Origin of the sequence: Alloalcanivorax gelatiniphagus (genome assembly GCF_005938655.1) — a bacterium.
GTDB lineage: Bacteria > Pseudomonadota > Gammaproteobacteria > Pseudomonadales > Alcanivoracaceae > Alloalcanivorax > Alloalcanivorax gelatiniphagus.
Genome location: NZ_VCQT01000038.1, coordinates 1 through 24,262, shown reverse-complemented (window position 1 = coordinate 24,262; position 24,262 = coordinate 1). Strand labels below are relative to the sequence as shown.

Annotated in this window: 25 protein-coding genes; 19 read left to right on the top strand and 6 right to left on the bottom strand. The window is 65.4% G+C overall.

Going from position 1 to position 24,262, the window contains the following annotated elements; all coding sequences use genetic code 11:
- The first annotated feature begins 45 nt into the window (after positions 1-45).
- Genes bioB through bioD form a run of 5 tightly spaced genes read left to right on the top strand, consistent with a single transcriptional unit; the run spans position 46 to position 4,619 of the window.
- Complete coding sequence (gene bioB / locus FGS76_RS12420; protein WP_138772976.1) at positions 46-1,215, top strand: biotin synthase BioB; 1,170 nt, start codon at positions 46-48, stop codon at positions 1,213-1,215.
- Positions 1,216-1,229: 14 nt separating this feature from the next.
- Complete coding sequence (gene bioF / locus FGS76_RS12415; protein ID WP_138772975.1) at positions 1,230-2,387, top strand: 8-amino-7-oxononanoate synthase; 1,158 nt, start codon at positions 1,230-1,232, stop codon at positions 2,385-2,387.
- Complete coding sequence (gene bioH / locus FGS76_RS12410) at positions 2,375-3,193, top strand: pimeloyl-ACP methyl ester esterase BioH (protein ID WP_138772974.1); 819 nt, start codon at positions 2,375-2,377, stop codon at positions 3,191-3,193. The genes bioF and bioH overlap by 13 nt, the downstream gene beginning before the upstream one ends.
- Positions 3,156-3,956: a methyltransferase domain-containing protein gene (locus FGS76_RS12405; RefSeq protein ID WP_138772973.1), complete on the top strand. Its 801-nt coding sequence runs from the start codon at positions 3,156-3,158 to the stop codon at positions 3,954-3,956. Before bioH ends, FGS76_RS12405 begins: the two co-directional genes overlap by 38 nt.
- 21 nt (positions 3,957-3,977) lie before the next feature.
- Complete coding sequence (gene bioD, locus FGS76_RS12400) at positions 3,978-4,619, top strand: dethiobiotin synthase (RefSeq protein WP_138772972.1); 642 nt, start codon at positions 3,978-3,980, stop codon at positions 4,617-4,619.
- A gap of 100 nt (positions 4,620-4,719) precedes the next feature.
- On the opposite strand, the gene FGS76_RS12395 is transcribed toward bioD, so the two are convergent.
- From FGS76_RS12395 to FGS76_RS12385, 3 genes are all read right to left on the bottom strand, one after another.
- The gene (locus tag FGS76_RS12395) at positions 4,720-5,340 is read right to left on the bottom strand and encodes a YbhB/YbcL family Raf kinase inhibitor-like protein (RefSeq protein ID WP_138772971.1); all 621 of its coding nucleotides are present in this window, start codon (positions 5,338-5,340) and stop codon (positions 4,720-4,722) included.
- Between the two features lie 99 nt (positions 5,341-5,439).
- Positions 5,440-5,901, bottom strand: coding sequence for a flavodoxin family protein (locus tag FGS76_RS12390; RefSeq protein WP_138772970.1), 462 nt, complete (start codon positions 5,899-5,901; stop codon positions 5,440-5,442).
- 134 nt (positions 5,902-6,035) lie between these two features.
- Positions 6,036-6,524: an Lrp/AsnC family transcriptional regulator gene (locus FGS76_RS12385; RefSeq protein ID WP_138772969.1), complete on the bottom strand. Its 489-nt coding sequence runs from the start codon at positions 6,522-6,524 to the stop codon at positions 6,036-6,038.
- Between the two features lie 275 nt (positions 6,525-6,799).
- Between FGS76_RS12385 and FGS76_RS12380 the strand changes: the two genes are divergently transcribed.
- A complete protein-coding gene (locus FGS76_RS12380) occupies positions 6,800-8,485 on the top strand; it encodes a 2-isopropylmalate synthase (protein ID WP_138772968.1) in 1,686 nt (561 codons plus the stop codon).
- Between the two features lie 186 nt (positions 8,486-8,671).
- Here the strand turns inward: FGS76_RS12380 and FGS76_RS12375 are convergent, their stop codons facing one another.
- Positions 8,672-9,985, bottom strand: a complete 1,314-nt coding sequence (locus FGS76_RS12375; RefSeq protein ID WP_138772967.1) for an MFS transporter — start codon at positions 9,983-9,985, stop codon at positions 8,672-8,674.
- 224 nt (positions 9,986-10,209) lie between these two features.
- Here FGS76_RS12375 and cyoA point away from each other — a divergent pair, with 224 nt between their 5' ends.
- From cyoA to FGS76_RS12340, 7 genes are read left to right on the top strand one after another with little or no spacing between them, the layout of a single operon-like run.
- Positions 10,210-11,238: a ubiquinol oxidase subunit II gene (gene cyoA, locus FGS76_RS12370; RefSeq protein WP_138772966.1), complete on the top strand. Its 1,029-nt coding sequence runs from the start codon at positions 10,210-10,212 to the stop codon at positions 11,236-11,238.
- Between the two features lie 23 nt (positions 11,239-11,261).
- Positions 11,262-13,262 carry a cytochrome o ubiquinol oxidase subunit I gene (cyoB, locus tag FGS76_RS12365; protein WP_138772965.1) on the top strand — a complete coding sequence of 667 codons (2,001 nt, stop codon included), beginning with the start codon at positions 11,262-11,264 and terminating at the stop codon, positions 13,260-13,262.
- Positions 13,255-13,896, top strand: a complete 642-nt coding sequence (cyoC, locus tag FGS76_RS12360) for a cytochrome o ubiquinol oxidase subunit III (protein ID WP_138772964.1) — start codon at positions 13,255-13,257, stop codon at positions 13,894-13,896. Before cyoB ends, cyoC begins: the two co-directional genes overlap by 8 nt.
- Complete coding sequence (cyoD, locus tag FGS76_RS12355) at positions 13,893-14,270, top strand: cytochrome o ubiquinol oxidase subunit IV (protein WP_138772963.1); 378 nt, start codon at positions 13,893-13,895, stop codon at positions 14,268-14,270. Before cyoC ends, cyoD begins: the two co-directional genes overlap by 4 nt.
- Before the next feature lie 4 nt (positions 14,271-14,274).
- Positions 14,275-15,051 (top strand): SURF1 family protein, encoded by a 777-nt coding sequence (locus FGS76_RS12350; protein ID WP_138772962.1) that lies wholly within the window; start codon positions 14,275-14,277, stop codon positions 15,049-15,051.
- Entirely contained in the window at positions 15,029-16,333 is a 1,305-nt protein-coding gene (locus FGS76_RS12345; RefSeq protein ID WP_138772961.1) for an ATP-binding protein, read from the top strand. Before FGS76_RS12350 ends, FGS76_RS12345 begins: the two co-directional genes overlap by 23 nt.
- On the top strand, positions 16,333-16,890 hold the full coding sequence (locus FGS76_RS12340) for a response regulator transcription factor (protein ID WP_138772960.1): 558 nt from the start codon (positions 16,333-16,335) through the stop codon (positions 16,888-16,890). Before FGS76_RS12345 ends, FGS76_RS12340 begins: the two co-directional genes overlap by 1 nt.
- A 154-nt stretch (positions 16,891-17,044) precedes the next feature.
- Here FGS76_RS12340 and FGS76_RS12335 read toward each other — a convergent pair whose 3' ends face one another.
- Entirely contained in the window at positions 17,045-17,593 is a 549-nt protein-coding gene (locus FGS76_RS12335) for a hypothetical protein (protein ID WP_138772959.1), read from the bottom strand.
- 266 nt (positions 17,594-17,859) lie between these two features.
- On the opposite strand from FGS76_RS12335, the gene trpE reads away from it, so the two are divergent.
- The 4 genes from trpE to trpC are packed head-to-tail and all read left to right on the top strand — an operon-like array spanning position 17,860 to position 21,780.
- Positions 17,860-19,350 carry an anthranilate synthase component I gene (trpE, locus tag FGS76_RS12330; protein ID WP_138772958.1) on the top strand — a complete coding sequence of 497 codons (1,491 nt, stop codon included), beginning with the start codon at positions 17,860-17,862 and terminating at the stop codon, positions 19,348-19,350.
- Positions 19,350-19,940 (top strand): anthranilate synthase component II, encoded by a 591-nt coding sequence (locus tag FGS76_RS12325; protein WP_138772957.1) that lies wholly within the window; start codon positions 19,350-19,352, stop codon positions 19,938-19,940. Before trpE ends, FGS76_RS12325 begins: the two co-directional genes overlap by 1 nt.
- Complete coding sequence (trpD, locus tag FGS76_RS12320) at positions 19,937-20,980, top strand: anthranilate phosphoribosyltransferase (protein WP_138772956.1); 1,044 nt, start codon at positions 19,937-19,939, stop codon at positions 20,978-20,980. The genes FGS76_RS12325 and trpD overlap by 4 nt, the downstream gene beginning before the upstream one ends.
- An 8-nt stretch (positions 20,981-20,988) precedes the next feature.
- Positions 20,989-21,780: an indole-3-glycerol phosphate synthase TrpC gene (gene trpC, locus FGS76_RS12315; RefSeq protein WP_138772955.1), complete on the top strand. Its 792-nt coding sequence runs from the start codon at positions 20,989-20,991 to the stop codon at positions 21,778-21,780.
- Between the two features lie 81 nt (positions 21,781-21,861).
- Here the strand turns inward: trpC and crp are convergent, their stop codons facing one another.
- Positions 21,862-22,491 (bottom strand): cAMP-activated global transcriptional regulator CRP, encoded by a 630-nt coding sequence (gene crp / locus FGS76_RS12310; protein ID WP_138772954.1) that lies wholly within the window; start codon positions 22,489-22,491, stop codon positions 21,862-21,864.
- A 263-nt stretch (positions 22,492-22,754) separates the two neighbouring features.
- On the opposite strand from crp, the gene FGS76_RS12305 reads away from it, so the two are divergent.
- Entirely contained in the window at positions 22,755-23,177 is a 423-nt protein-coding gene (locus FGS76_RS12305; RefSeq protein ID WP_138772953.1) for an OsmC family protein, read from the top strand.
- A gap of 30 nt (positions 23,178-23,207) precedes the next feature.
- Complete coding sequence (gene speD, locus FGS76_RS12300; RefSeq protein WP_138772952.1) at positions 23,208-24,011, top strand: adenosylmethionine decarboxylase; 804 nt, start codon at positions 23,208-23,210, stop codon at positions 24,009-24,011.
- Positions 24,012-24,262: the final 251 nt, after the last annotated feature.

Genomic DNA, 24,262 nt, shown 5'->3' with positions numbered 1-24,262 from the left:
CCCGGCGGCCTGCTAGGCTTTGGGCAACCGTTCGGAGAGACCATCATGCCAGTAGCCGCCGCCACGCCCCGTAAGACATCCGCCATCAATGCCGTACGCCATGACTGGCATCGGGGTGAGATCGAAGCCCTGTTCACCCTGCCGTTCAACGATCTGTTGTTCCGCGCCGCCCAGGTGCACCGGGAGCACTTCGATCCCAACGCGGTGCAGGTGAGCACGCTGCTGTCGATCAAGACCGGCGCCTGCCCGGAGGACTGCAAGTACTGCTCCCAGTCCGGGCACTACAACACCGAACTGGAAAAAGAGAAGCTGCTGGAAGTGGCGCGGGTGGTGGAAGAAGCCCGGGCCGCCCGTGAAAAGGGCGCCTCGCGCTTCTGCATGGGCGCCGCCTGGCGCAGCCCCCGCGCCAAGGACATGCCCTATGTGCTGGACATGGTGCGCCAGGTAAAGGCCCTGGGCATGGAAACCTGCATGACCCTGGGCATGCTCGATGAAGGCCAGGCCAAGGATCTGGCCGAGGCGGGCCTGGACTACTACAACCACAACCTGGACACCTCGCCGGAGTACTACGGCCAGGTGATCACCACCCGCACCTACGGCGACCGCCTCACCACCCTGGCCAATGTGCGCGACGCCGGCATGAAGGTGTGCTGCGGTGGCATCGTCGGCATGGGCGAGAACCGGGACGACCGGGTGGGCCTGCTGCAGCAGCTCGCCAACCTGCCGCACCATCCGGAATCGGTGCCCATCAACATGCTGGTCAAGATCGAGGGCACGCCGCTGGCGGAAGTGGACGACCTGGACCCGTTCGAGTTCGTGCGCACCGTGGCGGTGGCCCGCATCCTGATGCCGGAATCCTATGTGCGCCTGTCCGCCGGCCGCCAGGAGATGAACGATGAGGCCCAGGCGCTGTGTTTCCTGGCCGGCGCCAATTCGATCTTCTACGGCGAGCGGCTGCTGACCACCGACAACCCGGAAGCCAACCACGACAAGCAGCTGTTTGATCGTCTCGGCATCCATCCTCTGGACCCGCGCCACGAAGCCTCCGACGAGGCCCACGAAGAGGCGCTGCGCCAGCAGGTGGCCGAGCAGGAAGCGGCGGACAGCGGCCTCTACCGGGACGCCATGGCCTACCAGGCCGACGGCAAGCGGGCCGCCAAGCACGTGCTCGACAAGGATACCGGTCGGCCGGCCCAGCGGCCGCTGGACGCCTGACCCGGAGCGCTCCGTTGGGCTTTGATCTCAAGGCGCGCCTGGACGAACGGCGCGCCCGGCACCGTTATCGCCAGCCCCAGGTGATGGACGCCCCCAGCGGCCGTACCACCCGGGTGGACGGTCGCGCGCTGCTGAATTTCTGTTCCAACGACTATCTCGGCCTGGCCAACGATGCCCAGGTGATCGCCGCCTTCCAGGACGCTGCCAACCATTGGGGCGTGGGCAGTGGCGCCTCCCATCTGGTGTGCGGCCACCAGCGGCCCCACCAGGAACTGGAAGAGGCCCTGGCCGCGCACACCGGCCGTCCGCGGGCGCTGCTGTTTTCCACCGGTTACATGGCCAACCTGGGCGCCCTGACCGCCCTGGTGGGGCCCGGTGACGCAGTGTTCCAGGATCGCCTCAACCACGCCTCCCTGCTCGACGCGGGCCTGCTCAGCGGTGCCCGCTCCCGGCGCTTCGCCCATAACGACGCGGAGGCCCTGGCCGGACAACTGGCGCGCAGCCCGGCGCCGCGTAAGTTAGTGGTCACCGACGGTGTATTCAGCATGGACGGTGACCAGGCGCCCCTGGCCGACTATCTGGACGCCTGCGAGGCGGAGGACGCCTGGCTGATGGTGGATGACGCCCATGGCCTGGGGGTGCTGGACGGCCAGGGCCGGGGCACCCTGTTCGCCCAGGGCGTCAATGACCGGGTGCCGGTGTACATGGGCACCCTGGGCAAGGGGCTGGGCACCGCCGGTGCCTTCGTGGCCGGCTCCGAGGACCTGATCGAAACCCTGATACAGTTCGCCCGCACCTACATTTACACCACCGCCATGCCCGCCGCCGTGGCTGCCGCCACCCTGGTAAGTCTGGAGAAGGCGCGCCGGGAAAGCTGGCGCCGGGACAAGCTGGCGGCGCTGATCACCCGCTTCCGGCGCGGCGTCGCCGCGCTGGGCTATGAGCTGATGGCGTCGGACACACCGATCCAGCCGATTTTGATCGGCGGCGACGGCGACGCCCTGGCGCTGAGCCGGGTGCTGGCGGAGCGCGGCCTGCGCGTCACCGCCATCCGCCCGCCCACGGTGCCGGAGGGCCAGGCGCGGTTGCGCGTGACCCTGTCCGCCGCCCATGAAGAAGCGGACGTGGATCTGCTGCTGGATGCCCTGGAGGCCGCCAAGTGCCCAAGTTGATGCCTTTTCACAATACTTACAGGGCCACCGGGGTGGCCGACGAGGACGCCGGCGACATCGTGTTGCTGCACGGCTGGGGCCTGCACGCCATCGTCTTCGACGACATCGTGCCGGCGCTGCTGGAGCATTTCCGGGTCACCGTCATCGACCTGCCGGGCATGGGGCAGAGTCCGCTGCCCAACGACGACTACACCTTGGAATTTCTCGCCGAACAGGTGTCGGCGGTGATGCCGGAACGGGCCCATCTGCTGGGCTGGTCCCTGGGTGGCCTGGTGGCCCTGCGGCTGGCCCTGGATCACCCGCGGCGGGTGCACTCGGTGGTCACCGTGGCCACCACGCCGCGCTTCACCGCCACGGACGACTGGCCGGCGGCCATGAAGCCGGACATCCTCGATGCCTTCGAGCAGATGTGCCAGGAAGACTACGAGGGCACTCTGGTGCGTTTTCTGGCGCTTAACTGCAAGGGCGCCGAGTCCATGCGCCAGGACGTGGCCCGGCTCAAGGAGATTCTCTATTTCTGCGGGCTGCCGGCCCACCGTGCCCTGCGCGAAGGGCTGGCGATTCTGCGCGACACCGATCTGCGCGCCGAGCTGGCCACCCTGGTGCCGCCGCTGCGGATGATCTTCGGCGAGCGCGACCATATCGTGCCGGCGGCGGCCATGGCGGCGGTGGAGCCCCTGCTCAACGAGCGCGGCGACACGGCGCTGATCGAACAGGTGGCCCATGTGCCGTTTCTGTCCGCCCCCGAAACCTTCAGCCAGGCCGTCCATGACTTCCATCGCCAGCACCGCTTCCTGGGTGAATAAGCAGGCGGTGGGCGAGCGCTTCGGCCGCGCCGCCGCCAGCTACGACGCCCACGCCGGCCTGCAGCTGGCGTGCGCCCGCAGCCTGCTGGATATGGCCCCGGCGGAGCTGACGGGCGAGCGGGCCCTGGAGCTGGGCTGCGCCACCGCGCCCCTGGCCCGGGCCCAGCAGGCGCGCTGGCCATCCAGCCGCTGGCTGGGGGTGGACCTGTCGCCGGCCATGCTCGCCGAGGCGGCGGCCCGGGGCCGCGCCGGGCCACGCTTTCGGCTGCTGTGCGCGGACGCGGAGCGCCTGCCGCTGGCCGATGCCAGCCAGGCGTTGGTGTTTTCCAGCTTCGCCTTGCAATGGTGTGTGCCGGAACGGGTGGGCGCGGAACTGGCGCGGGTGCTGATGCCCGGCGGCTCCCTGCTGCTGGCGGTACCGCTGGCCGGCTCCCTGCACGAAATGACCGAAAGCTGGGCGGCGGCGGACCGGCGGCCCCACGTCAATCGCCTGCCGGCGGAGGACGACTGGCGGCGCGCCCTGGGCGGCGCCGGCCTGACGCTTCAGCATGGCCAGCGCCTGGCCTTCACCGAACACTACCCGGATGTGAAAAGCCTGGTGCGCGCCTTCAAGGCCACCGGCGTGGACCATATCCAGGGCGGCGGCACCGGCCTGACAGGCAAAGGCGCCTGGAGCGCCATGAGTGACGCCTACGAAGCGCGCCGGCAACCGGCCGGCCTGCCGCTCACCTGGCAGGTGCTGTTCGTGCACGCCCTGCGCTGACCCGGGTTCAAGGAGACCCCCATGAGTGACCGTCCCCCACTGCCCGTGCTCAAGGGCGTGTTCTTTATCACCGGCACCGATACCGAAGTGGGCAAAACCTGGGTCAGTTGCCGGCTGCTGGAACGGGCCCGGGATGCGGGCCTGCGCTGCTATGGCCTGAAGCCGGTGGCCGCCGGCTGTGAACGCACCGACCAGGGCCTGCGCAACGAGGACGCCGTCAATCTGATGGCCGCCTCCTCGGTGGCGCTGCCCTACGAAGTGGTCAACCCGGTGACCCTGGAAGCGGCCATCGCCCCGCACATCGCCGCCCAGCAGGAAAACCGCCGCATCACCCTGGCGCAACTGGCCGGCTATGTACGTGGCGCCCTTAACAGCCACCCGGCGGACCTGGTGCTGGTGGAAGGCGCCGGGGGCTGGCGGGTGCCCCTCAATGACCGGGAAATGCTGTCCGGCCTGGCCCTGGAACTGAACCTGCCGGTGATCCAGGTAGTCGGCATGAAACTGGGCTGCATCAACCACGCCCTGCTCACCGCCGAAGCGATCCAGGCCGACGGCCTGCGCTACACCGGCACCGTGGCAAACTGTTTCGGTGATATGGATGTGCGGGAGGAGAATCTGCTTACGCTGCGGCAGCATTTGCCGGGGGCTTTTACGGTGGTTTGAACGGCGCCACCGTGCCCCGGCGGACGCTGTAGGAGCGGCTTTAGCCGCGATTGGGCTTGATCGCGGCTAAAGCCGCTCCTACAGGGACGGGTATTGGAGCTTAGACGTTGGCCTTGAGCGTATAGGTACCGGTGACACTGGCCCGGTCGAGGATGTGCCCTTCCATGGCCTTCATCACATCCGGGCCGCGGAAGTCGCCGTCCAGGCCCAGGGTGGGTACGTCCAGGGCGTAGACGGTGAAGGTGTAGTGGTGCAGGCGTTCGTCGTTCCAGGGCGGGCAGGGGCCGTCGTAGCCGCCGTAGACGCCTTTCATGTCCGGGTCGCCGGCCATGAAGTCGGTGTAGTCATTGGCGCCGCGCACGCCTTTTTTCACCTGGCCGGTGCTCTTGCCGCGCGGCGTCACGCCGTCGGAGTCCTCGCCCTCGGCGATCTCGCCGACCTCGGCGGGAATGTCCACCAGCAGCCAGTGGTAGAAGTCCACCCGGGGCATTTCCTCGTCCAGGGTTTTGCCTTCCTGGTTCACATTGCTGGCGTCGGAGGGCACGTCCGGGTCCACCACCACCACGGCGAAACTGCGGGTGCCTTCCGGGGCGTCTTCCCAGGTCACCTGGGGATTGCGGTTGTCGCTCAACGCCATATGGTCCTCGGCGTGGGGTACCGCGAACGCGAACTGTCCGGGAATCGGCTGGCCTTCGGAAATGCCTTTCACGGTGATGTGCATGCTGTCCTCCTGCTCGGGAAATGAAGCTCGTCATGGAGTGGGGTGTGTGCCCGCCACCCGAATTTCAAGGGTACACCCAATCCGGCGGCAAAACCGGCCTCAGAAAATCCCGGCGTCCAGGCCGGCGGCCAGGTACAGGCCCAGCTCGCGCACCGGGTCGAGAAAGTCATCGCGCCACTCGCCACGGCACACCAGCGGGTCCTGGACCCAGTTCCAGCGCAACCCGGTGACGATGGATTCAATCCCCCGGCGGGTGCCGGTGCCGTCATGGCCGGCGCGGATATAGAGGGCGCAGGGCAGCCCCTGCTTATGGTCGATCACCGCGTAGTAGGTGCGGTCGAAGAAATCCTTCAGCGCGCCGCTCATGTAGCCCAGGTTCTCGGTGGTGCCCAGCAGGATGCCGTCGCAGGCCATCACATCCTCCGGCCCCGCCTCCAGCGGCGGCTTCCAGATCGCCTCCACCGCCTCGATATCCGCATCACGGGCCCCCTCCAGTGCCGCCTCGGCAAGCCGGCGGGTGTTGGGGGAGGGGGCATGGGCGACGATCAGTAAGCGTTTCATGGGCTCAGGGTAGCAGGGGTCGGGACTGACTTTGTAGGAGCGGCTTTAGCCGCGATACGGGGCGAGGGTCTGGCGCCGCCCTATCGCGGCTAAAGCCGCTCCTACATTAATCGGTGTTCATCAATCGGTGTACATCAATCTATGTACGTCAACGGCAATGCCGAGGTATCGATCACCCGCCGCATCACGAAACTGGACCGCACCCCGCTGACGCCTTCGATGCGGGTGATCTTGTTGAGCAGAAACTGCTGGTACTGGTCGATGTCCGGCACCACCACCTTGAGCAGGTAGTCCGCCTCCTGGCCGGTGACCAGGTAGCATTGCTGCACCTGCGGGTACTCGGCCACCGTGGCTTCGAAGTTGGCGAAGCGCTCCGGGGTGTGGCGGTCCATGCTGATTTGAATCATGGCGGTCAGGTCCAGGCCCAGCTTGCGCGGGTCCAGTACCGTTTCCCGGCGCAGGATGACGCCGGCTTCCTCCAGCTTCTGCACCCGGCGGGAACAGGGCGAGGGGGACAGGCCGACCTGCTCGGCCAGTTGCTGGTTGGTCAGGCCGCCGTCACGCTGCAGGGCATCAAGGATGCGCACATCGGTCCGGTCGAGTTTGGCGAGTTTTTTCTCCATTGCGCAACAAAACCTTACTGATTAGATGCATCGGGGCTGAATATTGCTCACGGTGTCGAAATAAGGGGAAAAAAGCAAGCACATTGTCCGCTGCCCCCCCTAGACTGGTTCCTGTGCCGCGAGACGATCACAAGTCGTATCGCGGTCGGTCGGGTTCCCGCCTTACCGGGCGGGAACCGAGGCCGATTTCCGGCGCCATGCCGCGCCACCCCGGTGATCCCGGAGGCGGCTCAACGCCAGGCCAACCCGGCAAACAACATAAACTGGAGCACCCCATGAGTTACGATCATCGCAAGTACGCGCCCTTCGCCACCATCGATAAACCGGACCGCCAATGGCCGTCCAAGCGCATCGAGAAAGCCCCCCTATGGGCGGCGGTGGACCTGCGCGACGGCAACCAGGCGCTGATCAAGCCCATGTCGGTGGCCCAGAAGAAGCGTTTCTTCAAGTTGCTGGTGGAACTCGGCTACAAGGAAATCGAGGTCGGTTTCCCGTCCGCCAGCCAGATCGACTATGACTTCTGCCGTGCCCTGATCGAAGAGAACCTGGTGCCCGACGACGTGCATATCCAGGTGCTCAGCCAGGCCCGCCAGGAGTTGATCGAGCGCACCTTCGAGTCCCTCAAGGGCGCCAACAAGGCCGTGGTCCACATCTACAACGCCACCTCGCCCACCTTCCGCGAGCAGGTGTTCAACGTGGATAAGGAAGGCTGCAAGGCGATCGCCGTCAAATCCGCCGAGTGGGTGCGTGACGCCGCCGCCAAACAGCCGGACACCGAATGGTCATTCCAGTATTCCCCGGAGACCTTCAGTGCCACCGAGACCGATTTCGCCATCGAGGTGATCGACGCGGTCAACGAAGTGTGGCGCCCGGATCAGGGCCAGCGGGTGATCATCAACCTGCCGGCCACCGTGGAGGTGAGCACCCCGAACGTGTTCGCCGACCAGGTGGAGCTGGTGCACGAGGGCATCCGCTACCGCGAGCATGTGCTGATCAGCGTGCATACCCATGACGACCGGGGCTGTGGCGTGGCCGCCGCGGAGCTGGCGGTGATGGCCGGCGCCGACCGGGTGGAAGGCACCCTGCTCGGCAACGGCGAGCGCACCGGCAATATGGACCTGGTGACCGCCGGCATGAACCTGTATGCCCAGGGCATCGACCCGGAGATCGACTTCTCGCGCATGAAGGAAATCCGCGCCCTGGTGGAAGAGATCACCGAGATCGACACCCATCCGCGCCACCCCTATGCGGGGGATCTGGTGTTCACCGCCTTCTCCGGCAGCCACCAGGACGCCATCCGCAAATGTCTGGCGCGTTACCAGCCCGGCGACGTGTGGCGGGTGGCCTACCTGCCCATCGACCCTCACGACCTGGGCCGTCGCTACGAGGAGGTGGTACGCATCAACTCCCAGTCCGGCAAGGGTGGCGTGGCCCACGTGCTGGAGCGCGACTTTGGCATCAGCTTGCCGCGCTGGTTGCAGCAGGAGCTGGCCATGGTGGTGCAGCAGGACGCCGAGCAGGACGGCGGGGAAATCACCGGGGAGCGCATCCATCGCCGCTTCAACAGTGACTACCTGAACGTGCCGGCGGCCTGGACGCTGCGCTCCTACGACCTGCACCGGGCCGACGACGGTGTGCGTGCCCGCATCAGCATCGGCGACGAGGCCGGCGCCACGGTGGAGATCGAAGGCCGTGGCGAGGGCGCCATGGGCGCCCTGGTGGACGCCCTCAACCGCCGCCATGGCTGGCAGATCCGGGTCGAGGCGTTCGATGAGTACTCCCTGGGCGACAACACCGAGGCCAACGCCATGGCCTGTGTGAGGGTGCAGGTGGGCGAGCAGGTGCAAAGCGCCGTGGCCCTGGCCGCGGACACCACCGCCGCCGCCCTCCAGGCGATCCTGTCCGCCGCCGGCCGGGTGGCCGCCGCCGAAGGCAGCGAACCGGCCCGCGCCAGCGCCTGATCGCCGCTGTGCCCACGAAAAAAAGCCCGCCCTTCTTCGGAAGGGCGGGCTTTTTTTCGTGTAGGAGCGACTGGGCGGCACTCCGCTTCAGTCGCGATGACCATGGCGCCGGGGTCGATCGCGGCTTAAGCGGAGTGCCGCCCAGCCGCTCCTACGGCAACCCCAACCGCCGCGATGCGATGGCCTTTAGTCCTGCTCGATGCGCTTGTTGATGCGCAGGGCCAGCAGGGTGCAGATCACGCCGGACAGCAGGTACACGCTGACGTAGGCAAGGCCGAATTTGGCGGACAGGCCCAGGGCCACCAGGGGGGCGAAGGCGGCGCCGAACAGCCAGGCGAAATCCGAGGTGAGGGCGGCGCCGGTGTAGCGGAAGCGGCGCTCGAAGTTGGCGGTCACGGTGCCGGAGGCCTGGCCGTAGGAGACGCCCAGCAGGGCGAAACCGATCAGGATGAACAGGTCCTGTTGCAGCGGTGAGCCGTTCATCAGCATCGGCGTGAACAGGCTGAAGATGCCGATCAGCACCGCCAGGCTGGCCACCGTGGTGCGCTTGCCGATGCGGTCGGCGATCCAGCCGGAGAACACCGTGCCGCCCATGCCGATAATGGCGCCGATGATCTGGATCGCCAGCACGTTGCTGATCGCCTGGGTGTCGCCCAGGTAGATCCAGGACAGCGGGAAGATGGTCACCATGTGGAACAGGGCGTAGCTGGCCAGGGCGGCGAACGAGCCGATAAAGATGTTGTAGCCCTGCTTGCGCAGCATTTCCCGGGTGCCCAGGGGCTCCAGCTCACGCTCTTCCAGGGCGGCGGTGTATTCGTGGGTCACCACCAGCCGCAGGCGGGCGAACAGCGCCACCACGTTGATGGCGAAGGCGACGAAGAACGGATAGCGCCAGCCCCAGCCCTGGAAGTCGGCGCTGGACAGGTTGGTGAACAGGAACAGGAACAGGGCGCTGGCCACCAGGAAACCGATCGGCGCGCCCAGCTGGCCGAGCATGGCGTACCAGCTGCGCCGTTCCCGGGGGGCGTTGAGCGCCAACAGGGAGGGCAGGCCGTCCCAGGAGCCGCCCAGTGCAACCCCTTGCACTATGCGGAACAGGGCCAGCAGCAGGATCGAGAAGCCGCCCAGGGTCTCGTAGCCGGGCAGGAAGGCGATGCCCGCGGTGGCGGTGCCGAGCATGAACAGCGACGCGGTCAGCTTGACGCTGCGGTCCCAGCGGCGCTGGATCATCATGAACAGGGCGGTGCCGAACGGCCGGGCGATAAAGGCGAAGGAAAAGATGGTGAAGGCGTACAGCAGGCCTTCCAGTTGGCTGGCGAACGGAAAGAACACCGACGGGAACACCAGCACCGAGGCGATGCCGTAAACGAAGAAGTCGAAGTATTCGGAGGTGCGCCCGACCACCACGCCGACGGCGATTTCACCGGGGGCGACCTTGGCGCGTTGCTCGGCGGACGACGGCGCGACGTCGGCGGGCTTGGGTTGGTAAGTTGTGGACATGCTCGGATCTCGCTGCGTACTGGTCTGTTTCAATCCAATAAGAGTATGCTGGGCCCGGTGGCGAAGGAAATCCACTCCTTTAACCGGTGCGCCGTACTATATCGCGTGGGCGAAGGATGCCCTGAAGTGCGAGCCTTCGCCATGGGACAAAATGTCCAATTCCCGTCCCCGCCATCGGCGGGTACAGTGCGCCGCACCCTGGGCCACCTCTGTTTGATCCGGTAATGCGACTATTCAATTTTTTTCGTTACGTTCCTCTCGTCGCCGCCGCCGTTCTGCTGAGCGGCTGCGATATGGTGTTGATGTCGCCGTCCGGTGATGTCGCCGCCCAACAGCGCGACCTGATTCTCTGGTCCACCTTCCTGATGTTACTGGTGATCGTGCCGGTGATCATCATGGCGGTGGTGTTCGCGATCCGCTATCGGGCTGGCAACGACGCCACCTACAAGCCGGACTGGGACCACTCCACGGTGCTGGAGCTGGTGATCTGGGGCGCGCCCCTGCTGATCATCATCGCCCTTGGCGCCATGACCTGGGTGAGCACCCACAAGCTGGACCCGTACCGGCCGCTTGAGCGCATCGACGCCGGCCGTCCGGTGCCGGAAGGGGTGGAGCCGCTGGTCATCGAGGTGGTTTCCCTGGACTGGAAATGGCTGTTCTTCTACCCGGAACAGGGCATCGCCACGGTCAATGAGCTGGCCGCGCCGGTGGACCGTCCGATCCGGTTCAAGATCACCTCCGAGCGGGTCATGAACTCCTTCTTCATTCCCGCCCTGGCCGGCCAGATCTACTCCATGGCCGGCATGGAAACCAAGCTGCACGCGGTGATCAACAAGCCGGGCGTCTACGACGGCTTCTCCGCCAACTACAGTGGCGCCGGTTTCTCGGAGATGCGCTTCAAGTTCCACGGCCTCAGTGACGCGGACTTCGATGCCTGGGTGGCCAAGGTCAAGGCCAGCCCGAAAACGCTGACCCACGACATCTACCGTGAGCTTGCGTTGCCCAGCCAGTCCCACCGGGTCACCTACTACGCCAGCGCGGACGACACGCTCTATCACGACATCCTTAACCGGTGTCTGAACGAGGGTGATGTGTGCATGGACGAAATGATGGCCTTCACGGAGCTGGGCCTGCCCATGTGTATCGCCGGCGATCCCCAGGATCGCAAGGCGCGCCGCGAGGACAACGAGCTTCGCGAACTTCTGGACCTGACCATGGCCGACGACAGCGACCGTCGGTCCCTCAATCAGTAAACGCTGCCAGCGTCGGATAAGAGATGTCTGAATTGGACCTGACAAAGCTGATCTTCGGTCGCCTCTCCTGGGAGTCGATCCCGTTCCACGATCCCATCCTGATCGGCACCTTTATCATGGTGGCCATCGGTGGCACCGCGGTGCTGGGTTTCATTACCTACAAAAAGGCCTGGGGTTACCTGTGGCATGAGTGGTTCACCAGCATCGACCACAAAAAGATCGGCATCATGTATATGGTGCTGGGTCTGGTGATGCTGCTGCGCGGCTTCGCCGACGCCATCATGATGCGTATCCAGCAGGCCTGGGCGTTCGGTGGCTCGGAGGGCTATCTGCCGCCGCACCACTACGACCAGATCTTCACCGCCCACGGCGTGATCATGATCTTCTTCGTTGCCATGCCGCTGATCACCGGCGTCATGAACTATGTGGTGCCGTTGCAGATCGGCGCCCGCGACGTGGCGTTCCCGTTCCTCAACAACTTCAGCTTCTGGATGACCACCGGCGGCGCCGTGCTGGTGATGGCGTCCCTGTTCGTCGGCGAGTTCGCCAAGACCGGCTGGCTGGCCTACCCACCACTATCGGGAATCATAAAGAGTCCCGGGGTGGGGGTGGACTATTACATATGGGCGCTACAGATAGCCGGGGTGGGCACACTGCTATCGGGGGTCAACCTGCTGGTCACCATCGTCAAGATGCGTGCCCCGGGCATGTCCCTGATGCGCATGCCGGTGTTCACCTGGACCGCCCTGTGCACCAACGTGCTGATCGTCGCCGCCTTCCCGGTACTGACCGCGGTGCTGGCGATGCTGGCCCTGGACCGTTACGCCGACTTCGCGTTTTTTACCACCGATCTGGGTGGCAACGTGATGATGTACATCAACCTGATCTGGATCTGGGGTCACCCGGAAGTGTACATCCTGATCCTGCCGGCGTTCGGTATCTTCTCCGAAGTGGTGTCCACCTTCTCGCGCAAGCGCCTGTTCGGCTATGCCTCCATGGTTTACGCCACGGTGGTGATCACGGTGCTGTCGTACCTGGTGTGGCTGCACCACTTCTTCACCATGGGCTCCGGGCCGACGGTGAACTCGTTCTTCGGCATCACCACCATGATCATCTCGATCCCCACCGGGGCCAAGGTGTTCAACTGGCTGTTCACCATGTATCGCGGGCGCATCGAGTTCGAGGTGCCGATGCTGTGGACCATGGGCTTTATCATCACCTTCGTGATCGGTGGTATGACCGGCGTGCTGCTGGCGGTGCCGCCGGCGGATTTCGTGCTGCATAACAGCCTGTTCCTGGTGGCCCACTTCCATAACGTGATCATCGGCGGGGTGCTGTTCGGCCTGTTCGCCGGCATCACCTACTGGTACCCGAAGGCCTTTGGTTACAAGCTCGATCCGTTCTGGGGCAAGATGTCGTTCTGGTTCTGGACCATCGGCTTCTATTTCGCCTTCATGCCGCTGTACGTGCTGGGCCTGATGGGCGTGACCCGCCGCATGAACAAGTTCGACGATCCGTCCCTGCAGATCTGGTTCGTGATCGCCGCCTTCGGCGCGGTGCTGATCGCCATCGGTATCGCCAGCTTCCTGATCCAGCTGTACGTGAGCTACCGCCGCCGCGACGAACTGCGCGACGACAGCGGCGACCCGTGGCACGGCCGCACCCTGGAGTGGTCCACCTCCTCGCCGCCGCCGTACTACAACTTCGCGTTCACCCCGCGGGTGCATGACCTGGACGCCTGGTGGCAGATGAAGGAGCACGGTTACCAGCGCCCGACCGGTGGTTACCTGCCGATCCACATGCCCAAGAACACCGGCGCCGGCGTTATTCTGGCGGGCATCAGCGTGGTGCTGGGCTTTGCGTTGATCTGGCACATGTGGCTGCTGGCGGGCGTCAGCTTCTTCGCCCTGCTGGCGGTGACCATTGGCCATACCTTCAACTATGACCGCGACTATCACATCCCCGCCGACGAAGTGGCCGGGATCGAGGCGGAACGTACACGGATGCTTGCGAACCATGTCTGAGATCACCCACGACACCCTGACCGGTAGCGCGGAAGACGGGCAGCGCCTGCAATTCCACGAGACCACCGAGCACCATCCGGAGACCGGCACGCTGCTGGGCTTCTGGATCTACCTGATGAGCGACTGCCTGATCTTCGCCAGTCTGTTCGCCACCTACGGGGTGCTTGGCCGTTCCTACGCCCACGGCCCCACCGGCCAGGAACTGTTCGATCTGCCGCTGGTGGCGATGAACACCACCTTGCTGCTGCTGTCGTCGATCACCTACGGCTTCGCCATGCTGCGCATGCAGATGGGTCGCCTGGGCGGCGTGATGGTATGGCTGGCGATCACCGGCCTGCTCGGCGCCGGCTTCCTGGGCCTGGAACTGTATGAGTTCCACCACCTGATCACCGAGGACGCGGGCCCCGGCCGCAGCGCTTTCCTCAGCTCGTTCTTCGCCCTGGTCGGCACCCACGGTCTGCACGTGCTGTTCGGCATCGTGTGGCTGGTGACCCTGCTGTTCCAGCTGAAGAAACACGGCCTGATCGCCGAGAACCGCCGCCGGCTGTTCTGCCTGTCCATGTTCTGGCACTTCCTGGACGTGGTCTGGATCGGCGTCTTCACCTTCGTTTATCTGATGGGAGTGTTGCCATGAGCCAGACCGACCACGCTCACGACGCCCACGGCCACGATCATCACGACGACGCGCCGCACAGCACCTTCAAGGGCTATATGACCGGCTTCGTGCTGTCGGTGATCCTCACCGCCATTCCGTTCTGGCTGGTGATGGCCGGGGTGATCAAGGATTCCGGCATGACCGCCCTGGTGATCCTGGGCTTCGCGGCGGTACAGATCGTCGTGCACATGATTTATTTCCTGCACATGAACTTCCACTCCCAGGGGGGCTGGAACATGCTCGCCCTGATCTTCACCGGGGTGATCGTATTCATCGTTCTGGCCGGTTCGCTGTGGGTCATGTACCACATGAACGTGAACATGATGCCGGGGTTGATGAAGGAGTACCTGTAACGCCATGAACCGCTCGGCCCGCGCGCCGGTGAGCGCCCGCCGCCAGGTGGCCCGGGTTCTGTGGGGGCTGCTGGCGCTGGGCGCGTTGGTCGGCTTCCTGGCCCTGGGCCACTGGCAGGTGGAACGGCGCGCCTGGAAGCTGGACCTGATCCAGCGGGTCGATGAGCGGGTCCACGGGGACCCGCTGTCCGCCCCCCGCCCGGCGGACTGGCCCTCCCTCAACGAAGACCGGGATGAATATCGCCCGGTACGTCTGAGCGGCCATTATCTCCACGACCGCGACACCCTGGTGCAGGCCACCACCCGCCTGGGCGGTGGCTATTGGGTGATGACGCCGCTGGCCCGGGATGACGGCAGCCTGGTGATCATCAACCGGGGCTACGTGGCCGGCCGGGACGTGGACTACGCCCGCCCGGACGGGCCGGTGTCGGTGACCGGCCTGCTGCGGCTCAGCCAGCCCGGCGGCGGCTTTCTGCGCGACAACGATGCGGACGCGGACCGCTGGTACTCCCGGGACCTGGACGCCATCGCCCGCGCCCGCGGGCTGGGCACGGTGGCTCCGTACTTCGTGGATGTCACCGGTGACCCGCAGGCGGCGCCCGCCGCCGGCCCGGTGCCGGGGCTGACGGTGATCGAGTTCCACAACAATCACCTGGTCTACGCCGTCACCTGGTATATGCTCGCCCTGATGGTGGCCGCCGGCGCGCTGTTCGTGGCGCGTCAGGAATTCCGGGCCGCGCCCCAGGGAGACAAAGACCATGACCGCACCGGTACCCACTGAGCTAGACGCCACCGGCCGCAAGAACATGCAGCAACTGATCCAGCTTCGCTGGATCGCGGTGCTGGGCCAGATCGGTACCATTCTGGTGGCCAACCTGCTGTTCAAGGTGGCGTTGCCGGTGCACTACATGCTGGCGATTCTGGCCGGCCTGGTGGTGTTCAACGGCCTCAGCATGCTGCGGCTGAAATGGGTGCGCCGGCAGGTCAGCAACGGCGAGCTGTTTCTGGCGCTGCTGGTGGATGTGGTCACCTTTACCCTGCAGCTGTGCCTCAGTGGCGGCGCCACCAATCCGTTTATCTTTCTCTACCTGCTGCAGGTGGTGCTGGCGGCGGTGCTGCTGGAAGCCTGGTCCACCTGGCTGATCGTGCTGGTCACCGCCGCCGGTTTCGTGTGGCTGGAATTCGCCGGCCAGCCGCTGACCCTGCCGCCGGACTACGAGCGCGGCCCGTTCAGTCTCTACATCCAGGGCATGCTGATCTGCTTCGTGCTCAACGCGGTGCTGCTGGTGATCTTTATCAACCGCATCACCCGCAACCGGCGGGAGCGGGACGAGCGGCTGGCGTCCCTGCGCCAGCGCGCCGCCGAGGAAGAGCACATCGTGCGCATGGGGCTGCTGGCCTCCGGCGCCGCCCATGAACTGGGCACGCCGCTGTCCACCCTGGCGGTGATCCTGGGTGACTGGCGGCACATGCCGGTGTTCAAGGGGGATGCGGACCTGGACCAGGAAATCGCCGAGATGCAGACCCAGGTGCAGCGCTGCAAGTCCATCGTCAGCGGCATTCTGCTGTCCGCCGGCGAGGCCCGGGGTGAATCCTCGGCGGAGACCACCGTGCACGCCTTTCTGGACGACATTATCCAGGAATGGCGGCGCACCCGGCCGGTGCGCGACTTCGCCTATTACAACGAGTTCGGCGAGGATGTGGATATCGCCTCCGACTCGGCCATCAAACAGAGCCTGCACAATGTGCTGGATAACGCCCTGGAGGCGTCCCGCCAGCGGGTGTCGCTGACCGCCCGCCGGCGCGGCGATGAACTGGTGCTGACGGTGAGCGATGACGGCCCCGGCTTCTCCGACGCCATGTTGGCGCGCCTGGGGCGTCCCTATCACTCCACCAAGGGCCGCGCCGGCAGCGGCCTGGGTCTGTTTCTGGTGGTCAATGTGGCGCGTACCCTGGGCGGCGGACTGGAGGCGCGCAACCGGCCCCAGGGCGGCGCCGAGGTGACCCTGTCGCTGCCTTTGGATTCATTGATGCTGGAAGACGCTCAGCAAGGAGACCCCTGATGAACGCCGAAACCGAGATGCCGGACGGCCCCCGGCGGCTGCTGATCGTCGAGGACGACGCCGCGCTGGCGCGCACCCTGGGCCGCTCCTTCGAGCGGCGCGGCTACCAGGTGCGCTGCGTGGAAGGCATGGAGGGGCTCACCGAAGCCCTCGCCGACTACCGGCCCGGCTACGCGGTGGTGGACCTGAAACTCAAGGGCGACGCCTCCGGGCTCACCTGCGTGCAGGCCCTCCATGAGCACGACCCGGACACGCTGATCGTGGTGCTCACCGGCTACGCCAGCATCGCCACGGCGGTGGAAGCGATCAAGCTGGGCGCCTGCCATTACCTGGCGAAACCTTCCAACACCGACGACATCGAAGCCGCCTTCGAACGGGCCGACGGCAGCACCGAGGTGGCGGTGGAAGGCCGCCCCACCTCGATCAAAACCCTGGAATGGGAACGCATTCACCAGACCCTGGCGGAAACCGGCTTCAACATCTCGGAAACCGCTCGCCGGTTGGGGATGCATCGGCGCACCCTGGCCCGGAAGTTGGGTAAGCGGCAGGTTAAATAGCGGCCTTGTGGCCGCTGGTTGAAAGTTAAAAGTTGAAAGGGGGGCAACGGATTGGCCTTCCCGCGGCCCCTGGGGCTGAAGCGCGGGCAGGGCCTCGCCCATCCAGCGCACCCCATCCGCGTTTCAACTTTTAACTTTCAACTTGTAACCGCCCCTAAGGCATCAACCGCGTAGGCGCCACGCGGCCCTCCCCGGGGTAATACCAATGCCGGTGGGGCAGGTCCGCCAGTTCCAGGACTTTTACGTGTTCCGCGCGCAGTACCAGGATCGAGAAGTCCTCGGCGATGCCGTCGCCGGGTTTGGGCAGGCCGGTTTGGTGGAGGCTGCCCGGGGGCGGGCCGTGGAAACGGGCGCGGTCGGCGTCGTTCAGTTTTTCCCAGAGCCGTTGGCAGTCCTCCGGGTGCTGCTCCGGCAGCAGGAACCGGACCGGCCCGCGAAAGCGCCACTGGGTGCGGCTGGTCAGGTCGTACCAGCAGGCTTCCGCGTGGGGGTGGGCGTCTTGCGGCGTCTGGCGCTGCAGTTCGATCACCTTCTCGCTGCGCTGGTCGGTGGTGAACCACAGTTCCGGGCCGTGCCGCTCGCGCACCGCCAGGGTCCGGCAGCGGGCCCCGTCCGGGCCCACGGTGGCGAGCTGGGCGAAGCAATGCGGCGCGCCGGCCCGGGTGGCGTCGAACCAGGCGGTCCAGGGTTGAGGTACGCTCATGGGGTTGTGTCTCCCTCCTTGGTTGATCCTTGGCTTTTGCAGGGCGGGCGGGCTAGAATCCGGCCATTCATTGTTTTAATGGTCCCCGAGGATTCGTGGTGATTCTGTCGCGCCCGCACAATCCGCTGCTGTTTTCCGCCTCCCGCGGCCCCGCCCGCTGGCGATGGTGAAGCTCGCCCCCGCGTGCCGCTGAGGCGCGTCCGCCGGTAACGGCGGCCCTTTGTTTTCGCTACAATCCGACACCTGAATAAGAACCGGGGACCACCATGTCACCACGCAATCTCGACGATGCCGCCCGTCAGGGCTTTACCCGCGTACCGGTGGTACGCGAAGTTCTGGCGGATCTGGATACGCCGCTGTCCGCCTACCGCAAGCTGGCCGCCGGGCCCTACAGCTACCTGTTCGAGTCGGTGCAGGGCGGTGAGCGCTGGGGGCGCTACTCCATGATCGGCTTGCCGGCCCGGGAGGTGGTGCGCATCACCGGACAGCATATCATTGTCGACGGTGAGAGCGGGCGCCGGGAGCTGGATTGCCAGGACCCGATCGCCTGGATCGAGGACTACCGCCAGCAGTACCGCACCCCGGATTTGCCCGATCTGCCCCGTTTCAACGGCGGCCTGGTGGGCTATTTCGGCTACGACAGCGTGCGCTATTTCGAACCGCGCCTGGGCCCGGCGCCCGGGGAGGACGTGCTCGGCGTGCCGGACATCCTGCTGATGCGCTCCGAGGAAGTGGTGGTGTTCGATAACCTGCGCGGCAGCCTGTTCCTGGTGGTGCACGTGGACCCGGCGGAGGACGGCGCCGAGGCCCGTGCCGAGGCACGCCTGGACGAGCTGCAGCTCAAGCTGCGCGCACCGCTGCCGGAGCCGGAGGACTGCGTGTACGGCGCCCCGGTGGACGAGAACGATTTCGTCTCCGAGTTTCCCCGCGACCGCCACGCGGCGGCGGTGGAGACCATCCGCGAGTACATCCTGGCCGGTGATGTGATGCAGGTGGTGCCGGCCCAGCGCATGAGCTGCGAGTTTCCGGCGCCGGCCATCGACCTGTACCGGGCGCTGCGTTATCTGAATCCGTCGCCGTACATGTTCTATCTGGACCTGGAGGACTTCCATATCGCCGGCTCCTCGCCGGAGATCCTCACCCGGGTGGAGGACGACCAGGTCACGGTGCGGCCCATCGCCGGCACCCGCAAGCGCGGCGCCACGCCGGAGCGCGACAAGGAACTGGAACAGGAGCTGCTGGCCGATCCCAAGGAGATCGCCGAGCACCTGATGCTGATCGACCTGGGCCGCAACGACGTGGGCCGGGTGGCGGAGCCCGGCCAGGTGCGGGTCACCGGCAATATGGAAATCGAGCGCTACTCCCACGTGATGCACATCGTTTCCAATGTGGAAGGCACCCTGCGCAAGGGGCTGGGGCCTCTTGAAGTGCTGGCCGCCACCTTCCCGGCGGGCACCCTGAGCGGCGCACCCAAGATCCGCGCCATGGAAATCATCGATGAACTGGAGCCCACCAAGCGCGGCGTTTACGGCGGCGCGGTGGGCTATATCGGCTTCAACGACGACATGGACATGGCCATCGCCATCCGTACCGCGGTGGTCAAGGACGGCCGGCTCTATGTGCAGGCCGGCGGCGGCATCGTCGCCGACTCGGTGCCGGACCTGGAGTGGAAAGAGACCATGAACAAGGCACGCGCCGTGTTCCGCGCCGTGAACATGGCCCTGGGCGGGCTCGATCTGAACGGGGAGGGCAAATAATGCGCGTGCTGATGATCGACAACTACGACAGTTTTACCTACAACCTGGTGCAGTACCTCCAGGAGCTGGGCGCGGAGGTGCTGGTGCACCGCAACGACCAGATCGATCTGGCCGGCATGGAGGCGCTCAACGCCGACCGGCTGATGATTTCCCCGGGCCCCTGCACCCCCACCGAGGCGGGCATCTCGGTGGACGCCATCCGCCATTTCGCCGGCAAGCTGCCGATTCTTGGCGTCTGCCTGGGGCACCAAGCCCTGGGGCAGGCGTTCGGTGCCCGGGTGGTGCGCGCGCGCACCGTGATGCACGGCAAGACCTCGCCGGTGCATCATACCGGTGAGGGCGTGTTCCGGGGTTTGCCCAGTCCCTATGTGGCCACCCGCTACCATTCCCTGGTGGTGGACAAGGACAGCCTGCCGGACTGCTTCGAGATCACCGCCTGGACCCTGGATGACGACGGCGCCATGGACGAAATCATGGGCATGCGCCACAAGACCCTGCCGCTGGAAGGCGTGCAGTACCATCCGGAATCGATACTGACCGAGCACGGCCACGACCTGCTGAACAACTTTCTCAAGGGGGAACGCCCATGAACATCCGGGAAGCGCTGGCCTCGGCGGTGGAACACATCGACCTGACCACCGACCAGATGCAGGACGTGATGCGCGAAATCATGACCGGAGGCGCCACCGACGCCCAGATCGGCGGCTTCCTGGTGGCGCTGCGCATGAAGAGTGAATCCCTGGACGAGATCACCGGCGCCGCCATGGTGATGCGCGAACTGGTGACCCCGGTGGTGGTGGAGAACCGCCGCCATCTGGTGGACATCGTCGGCACCGGCGGCGATGGCGCCAATCTGTTCAATGTGTCCAGCGCCAGTGCCTTCGTGGCCGCCGCCGCCGGCTGCCGGGTGGCCAAGCACGGTGGCCGGTCGGTGAGTTCGCGCAGCGGCTCCGCCGACCTGCTGGAAGCCGCCGGCATCCGCCTGGATCTGAGCCCGGAGGAGATTGCCCGCTGCATCGACGGCGTCGGCGTCGGGTTCATGTTCGCGCCGGCCCACCATGGCGCCATGAAGTACGCCATCGGCCCGCGCAAGGAACTGGGCATGCGTACCCTGTTCAATATTCTCGGCCCGATGACCAACCCGGCCGGCGTTCAGCGCCTGGTGGTGGGGGTGTTCTCCGACAAGCTGTGCCGGCCCATGGCCGAGGTGCTGGGGCGGCTCGGCGCCGAGCATGTGATGGTGGTGCACGGCCTGGACGGCCTGGACGAGATCAGCCTGGCGTCGCGGACCCATGTGGCGGAATTCCGCGACGGAGCGGTGCGGGAATACACCCTGACCCCGGAAGACCTGGGCATCGAATCCGATTCCCTGGTGGGCCTGGATGTGACCGACCCGCAGGCCTCGCTGGCGCTGATCCGTGACGCCTTCGGCAAGCGCAAGGGCGAGTACGCCGCCAAGGCCGCCGATATGATCACCCTCAATGCCGGCGCCGCCATCTACGTGGCCGGCGTCACCCGCACCCTGGAGGAGGGGGTTCGGATGGCGGAGGATCTGGTCCACAATGGTGAAGCCGCCGAGCGCATGCGCGAACTGGCGCAATTCACATTCGCCCTCAAAGAGGAGGTGTAACGCGACCCATGAGCGAAACCATCCTGGACCGGATTATCGAACGCAAAAAGGCGGAAATCCAAGCCGGAAAACGTTATTACACGGTGGGCGATTTCGAGGCCATGGCCCAGAACCAGGGCAAGGCGCGGGGCTTCGCCGCCGCGCTCTACCGCAGCGTCGCCGAGCGGCGCCCGGCGGTGATCGCCGAGATCAAGAAGGCGTCGCCGAGCAAGGGCGTGATCCGTGAGGATTTCGACCCGGTGGACATCGCCCGCCGCTACCAGGCGGCCGGCGCCAGCGCCCTGTCGGTGCTGACCGACGAGGAATTCTTCCAGGGCCACGAGGACTATCTGCGCGCCGCCCGCAACGCGGTGACGCTGCCGGTGCTGCGCAAGGATTTCATGATCGATCCCTGGCAGATCTTCCAGAGCCGCGCCATGGGCGCCGACGCCGTGCTGCTGATCGTGGCGGCGCTGTCCGACGCCCAGCTCGACGAGCTCTATCACGCCGCCCAGCGGGTCGGTTGTGATGTGCTGGTGGAGGTGCATTCCGGTGAGGAACTGGAGCGGGCGATGAAGCTCAATATCGAACTGGTGGGCATCAACAACCGGGACCTGCGCACCTTCGAAACCCGCCTGGACACCACCCTGGCCCTGGCCGACGAGGTTCCCGGCGACCATCTGGTGATCACCGAAAGCGGCATTCATACCCGCCAGGACGTGACGCTGATGCGCGACAACGGCATCAATGGGTTCCTGGTGGGCGAGGCGTTCATGAAGGCGGATGACCCGGGCGCCGCGCTCAAGGCGCTTTTCTTCTAAGGCGTGCTCTCGTAGGAGCGGCTTCAGCCGCGATGCGGCTTGGTGATCGCGGCCGAAGCCGCTCCTACGAAAAGCGGGGGCTTAGCGGGTGCCGTAGACCACCATGGTCTTGCCCTTCACCGACACCAGTCCCTGCTCTTCCAGGTTCTTCAGTACCCGGCCGACCATTTCCCGGGAGCAGCCGACGATGCGGCCGATTTCCTGGCGGGTGACCTTGATCTGCATGCCATCCGGGTGGGTCATGGCGTCCGGTTGCTTGCAGAGATCCAGCAGGGTGCCGGCCACTCGGCCGGTGACATCCAGAAATGCCAGGTCGCCCACTTTACGGGTGGTGGCGCGCAGGCGCCCGGCGATCTGGGCGGACACCGCGAACAGGATGTCCGCGTCCTCGCGGGTCAGCTGGCGGAACTTGGCGTAGCTGACCTCGGCCACCTCGCACTCGGTTTTCGCCTTGACCCAGGCGGAGCGGGAAGGCTCGGCCTCGAACAGGCCCATCTCGCCGAAAAAGTCGCCTGCGTTCAGGTAGGCCATGATCATCTCGCGGCCATCATCGTCCTCGATCATGACGGTGACGGAGCCCTTGAGAATGTAATACAGGGCATCCGATTCATCGCCGGCGTAGATTATCGTGCTTTTGGCCGGGTATTTACGGCGATGACAATTGGCGAGAAACCGATCCAGGTTGGGAATTATCTTATTTCCGTCGCTCATGGGTACTCTGCTTTGGCACTGCTTCAGGGCTTTCGGCTTGGAAGCCGGAAAAAAGTCGTAGCAATTCAAGCTAAAGGAGTTTGCCTTTTTTTCACGTGGCTGCCAAGGGATATGGTGCACACTCTCTATCTTGCCGTATCCCCCATCCGTGCCCCATGGCCGCGTCGCGCCTGTTGATCGGGCTATTCATCGGACTATGGCGGAAGGCCGCTCTATGGTAGTCTGCGCGGCCATTCCGGGACGCTTTGAGCAGGAGAGAGCGGATGAAGGCGGTGGTCGAATGGCAGGGCGATGTCTGCTTCCAGGCGGAGGCGGACAGCGGACATAAAATCGTCATGGACGGTCCGCCGGACCATGGCGGCCAGAACCGTGGCTCGCGCCCCATGGAAACCGTGCTGATGGGCCTGGGAGGCTGTTCCAGCTTCGACGTGGTGCATATTCTCGGTAAGTCCCGCCAGGACGTGACCAGCTGCCGCTGCGAGCTCAACGCGGAGCGCGCCGAGGACGAGATCCCGGCCGTTTTTACCAAAATTCACCTGCACTTCGTGGTTTCCGGAAATAATCTCAAGGAAGCGCAGGTTAAACGGGCGGTTGCCCTGTCCGCGGAAAAATACTGCTCCGCGGCGATCATGCTCAGCCGTGGCGGCGTCGACGTCACCCACAGCTACACCATCGAGTCCCGCTAACGCGGTCGCAACGGTCAACGGGGAAATGCCGTGGTGAAAGATCCCAATCCCAAGATTACGGTCCATGGTTTCAACAACCTGACCAAATCTCTGAGTTTCAACATCTTCGACATTGCCTATGCGAAGACCGAGCAGCACCGCAAGGAGTACATCGAGTACATCGATGAGCTGTATAACGCGGAGCGGCTTACCGAGATTCTCACCAATGTGACGCGCATTATCGGCGCCAACATTCTGAATATCGCCCGCCAGGACTACGATCCCCAGGGCGCCAGCGTGACCATGCTGATCGCCGAGCACGAATCGCCGCCCACCGACGAGGATTGGGACGAGGAAGCGCCGGGCCCGCTGCCGGATTCGGTGGTGGCGCATCTCAACAAGAGTCACGTGACCGTGCACACCTATCCGGAGTCGCACCCGGATAACGGCATCTCCACCTTCCGGGTGGACGTGGACGTGTCCACCTGCGGCGTGATCTCACCGCTGCGGGCGCTCAACTACCTGATCCACAGCTTCGACTCGGACATCGTCACCATCGATTACCGGGTGCGCGGCATGACCCGGGACGTGGATGGCACCAAGCACTACATCGACCACGACATCAACTCGATCCAGAACTTCCTGACCGAGAGCACCCAGAACGCCTATCAGATGATCGATGTGAACGTGTACCAGGAGAACATCTTCCACACCAAGATGTTGCTCAAGGAATTCGACATCGAGAACTACCTGTTCGGCGCCGGCAGCGACGAGTTCGACGAGGCCGCCCTGGCCAACATCAAGGAACGCCTGCGCACCGAGATGCTGGAAATCTTCTACAGCCGCAACATGTAGAGCGCCCTTGTAGGAGCGGCTTCAGCCGCGAGGCCGGCACCGACCGGCGGGGTTTATCGCGGCTGAAGCCGCCCCTACGGGATCCGGGGTACAAACAAAAAACCCCCGGCCTCGCCGGCGGGTTTTTTTTTTTGGGGTTTCGGCCTTGAAGCTTGCGGCCCAAACCCGGGGGGGGGGGAGGGGCTCTCCCTTCTCCTCCCCGGCCATGGGCCCCCCGCCGGCGGCGGGGGGGGGGGCGCCCCGGCGGCGCC

Coding starts and splice junctions, on each gene's coding strand:
- crp (WP_138772954.1), bottom strand. CDS start 22,491: ATGAGCGACGGAAATAAGATAATTCCCAACCTGGATCGGTTTCTCGCC.
- FGS76_RS12380 (WP_138772968.1), top strand. CDS start 6,800: ATGAGTTACGATCATCGCAAGTACGCGCCCTTCGCCACCATCGATAAA.
- bioD (WP_138772972.1), top strand. CDS start 3,978: ATGAGTGACCGTCCCCCACTGCCCGTGCTCAAGGGCGTGTTCTTTATC.
- trpC (WP_138772955.1), top strand. CDS start 20,989: ATGAGCGAAACCATCCTGGACCGGATTATCGAACGCAAAAAGGCGGAA.
- FGS76_RS12335 (WP_138772959.1), bottom strand. CDS start 17,593: ATGAGCGTACCTCAACCCTGGACCGCCTGGTTCGACGCCACCCGGGCC.
- FGS76_RS12385 (WP_138772969.1), bottom strand. CDS start 6,524: ATGGAGAAAAAACTCGCCAAACTCGACCGGACCGATGTGCGCATCCTT.
- trpD (WP_138772956.1), top strand. CDS start 19,937: ATGAACATCCGGGAAGCGCTGGCCTCGGCGGTGGAACACATCGACCTG.
- FGS76_RS12345 (WP_138772961.1), top strand. CDS start 15,029: ATGACCGCACCGGTACCCACTGAGCTAGACGCCACCGGCCGCAAGAAC.
- cyoD (WP_138772963.1), top strand. CDS start 13,893: ATGAGCCAGACCGACCACGCTCACGACGCCCACGGCCACGATCATCAC.
- FGS76_RS12405 (WP_138772973.1), top strand. CDS start 3,156: ATGACTTCCATCGCCAGCACCGCTTCCTGGGTGAATAAGCAGGCGGTG.
- FGS76_RS12325 (WP_138772957.1), top strand. CDS start 19,350: ATGCGCGTGCTGATGATCGACAACTACGACAGTTTTACCTACAACCTG.
- FGS76_RS12395 (WP_138772971.1), bottom strand. CDS start 5,340: ATGCACATCACCGTGAAAGGCATTTCCGAAGGCCAGCCGATTCCCGGA.
- FGS76_RS12350 (WP_138772962.1), top strand. CDS start 14,275: ATGAACCGCTCGGCCCGCGCGCCGGTGAGCGCCCGCCGCCAGGTGGCC.
- cyoC (WP_138772964.1), top strand. CDS start 13,255: ATGTCTGAGATCACCCACGACACCCTGACCGGTAGCGCGGAAGACGGG.
- trpE (WP_138772958.1), top strand. CDS start 17,860: ATGTCACCACGCAATCTCGACGATGCCGCCCGTCAGGGCTTTACCCGC.
- cyoA (WP_138772966.1), top strand. CDS start 10,210: ATGCGACTATTCAATTTTTTTCGTTACGTTCCTCTCGTCGCCGCCGCC.
- FGS76_RS12390 (WP_138772970.1), bottom strand. CDS start 5,901: ATGAAACGCTTACTGATCGTCGCCCATGCCCCCTCCCCCAACACCCGC.
- FGS76_RS12340 (WP_138772960.1), top strand. CDS start 16,333: ATGAACGCCGAAACCGAGATGCCGGACGGCCCCCGGCGGCTGCTGATC.
- FGS76_RS12305 (WP_138772953.1), top strand. CDS start 22,755: ATGAAGGCGGTGGTCGAATGGCAGGGCGATGTCTGCTTCCAGGCGGAG.
- FGS76_RS12375 (WP_138772967.1), bottom strand. CDS start 9,985: ATGTCCACAACTTACCAACCCAAGCCCGCCGACGTCGCGCCGTCGTCC.
- bioB (WP_138772976.1), top strand. CDS start 46: ATGCCAGTAGCCGCCGCCACGCCCCGTAAGACATCCGCCATCAATGCC.
- cyoB (WP_138772965.1), top strand. CDS start 11,262: ATGTCTGAATTGGACCTGACAAAGCTGATCTTCGGTCGCCTCTCCTGG.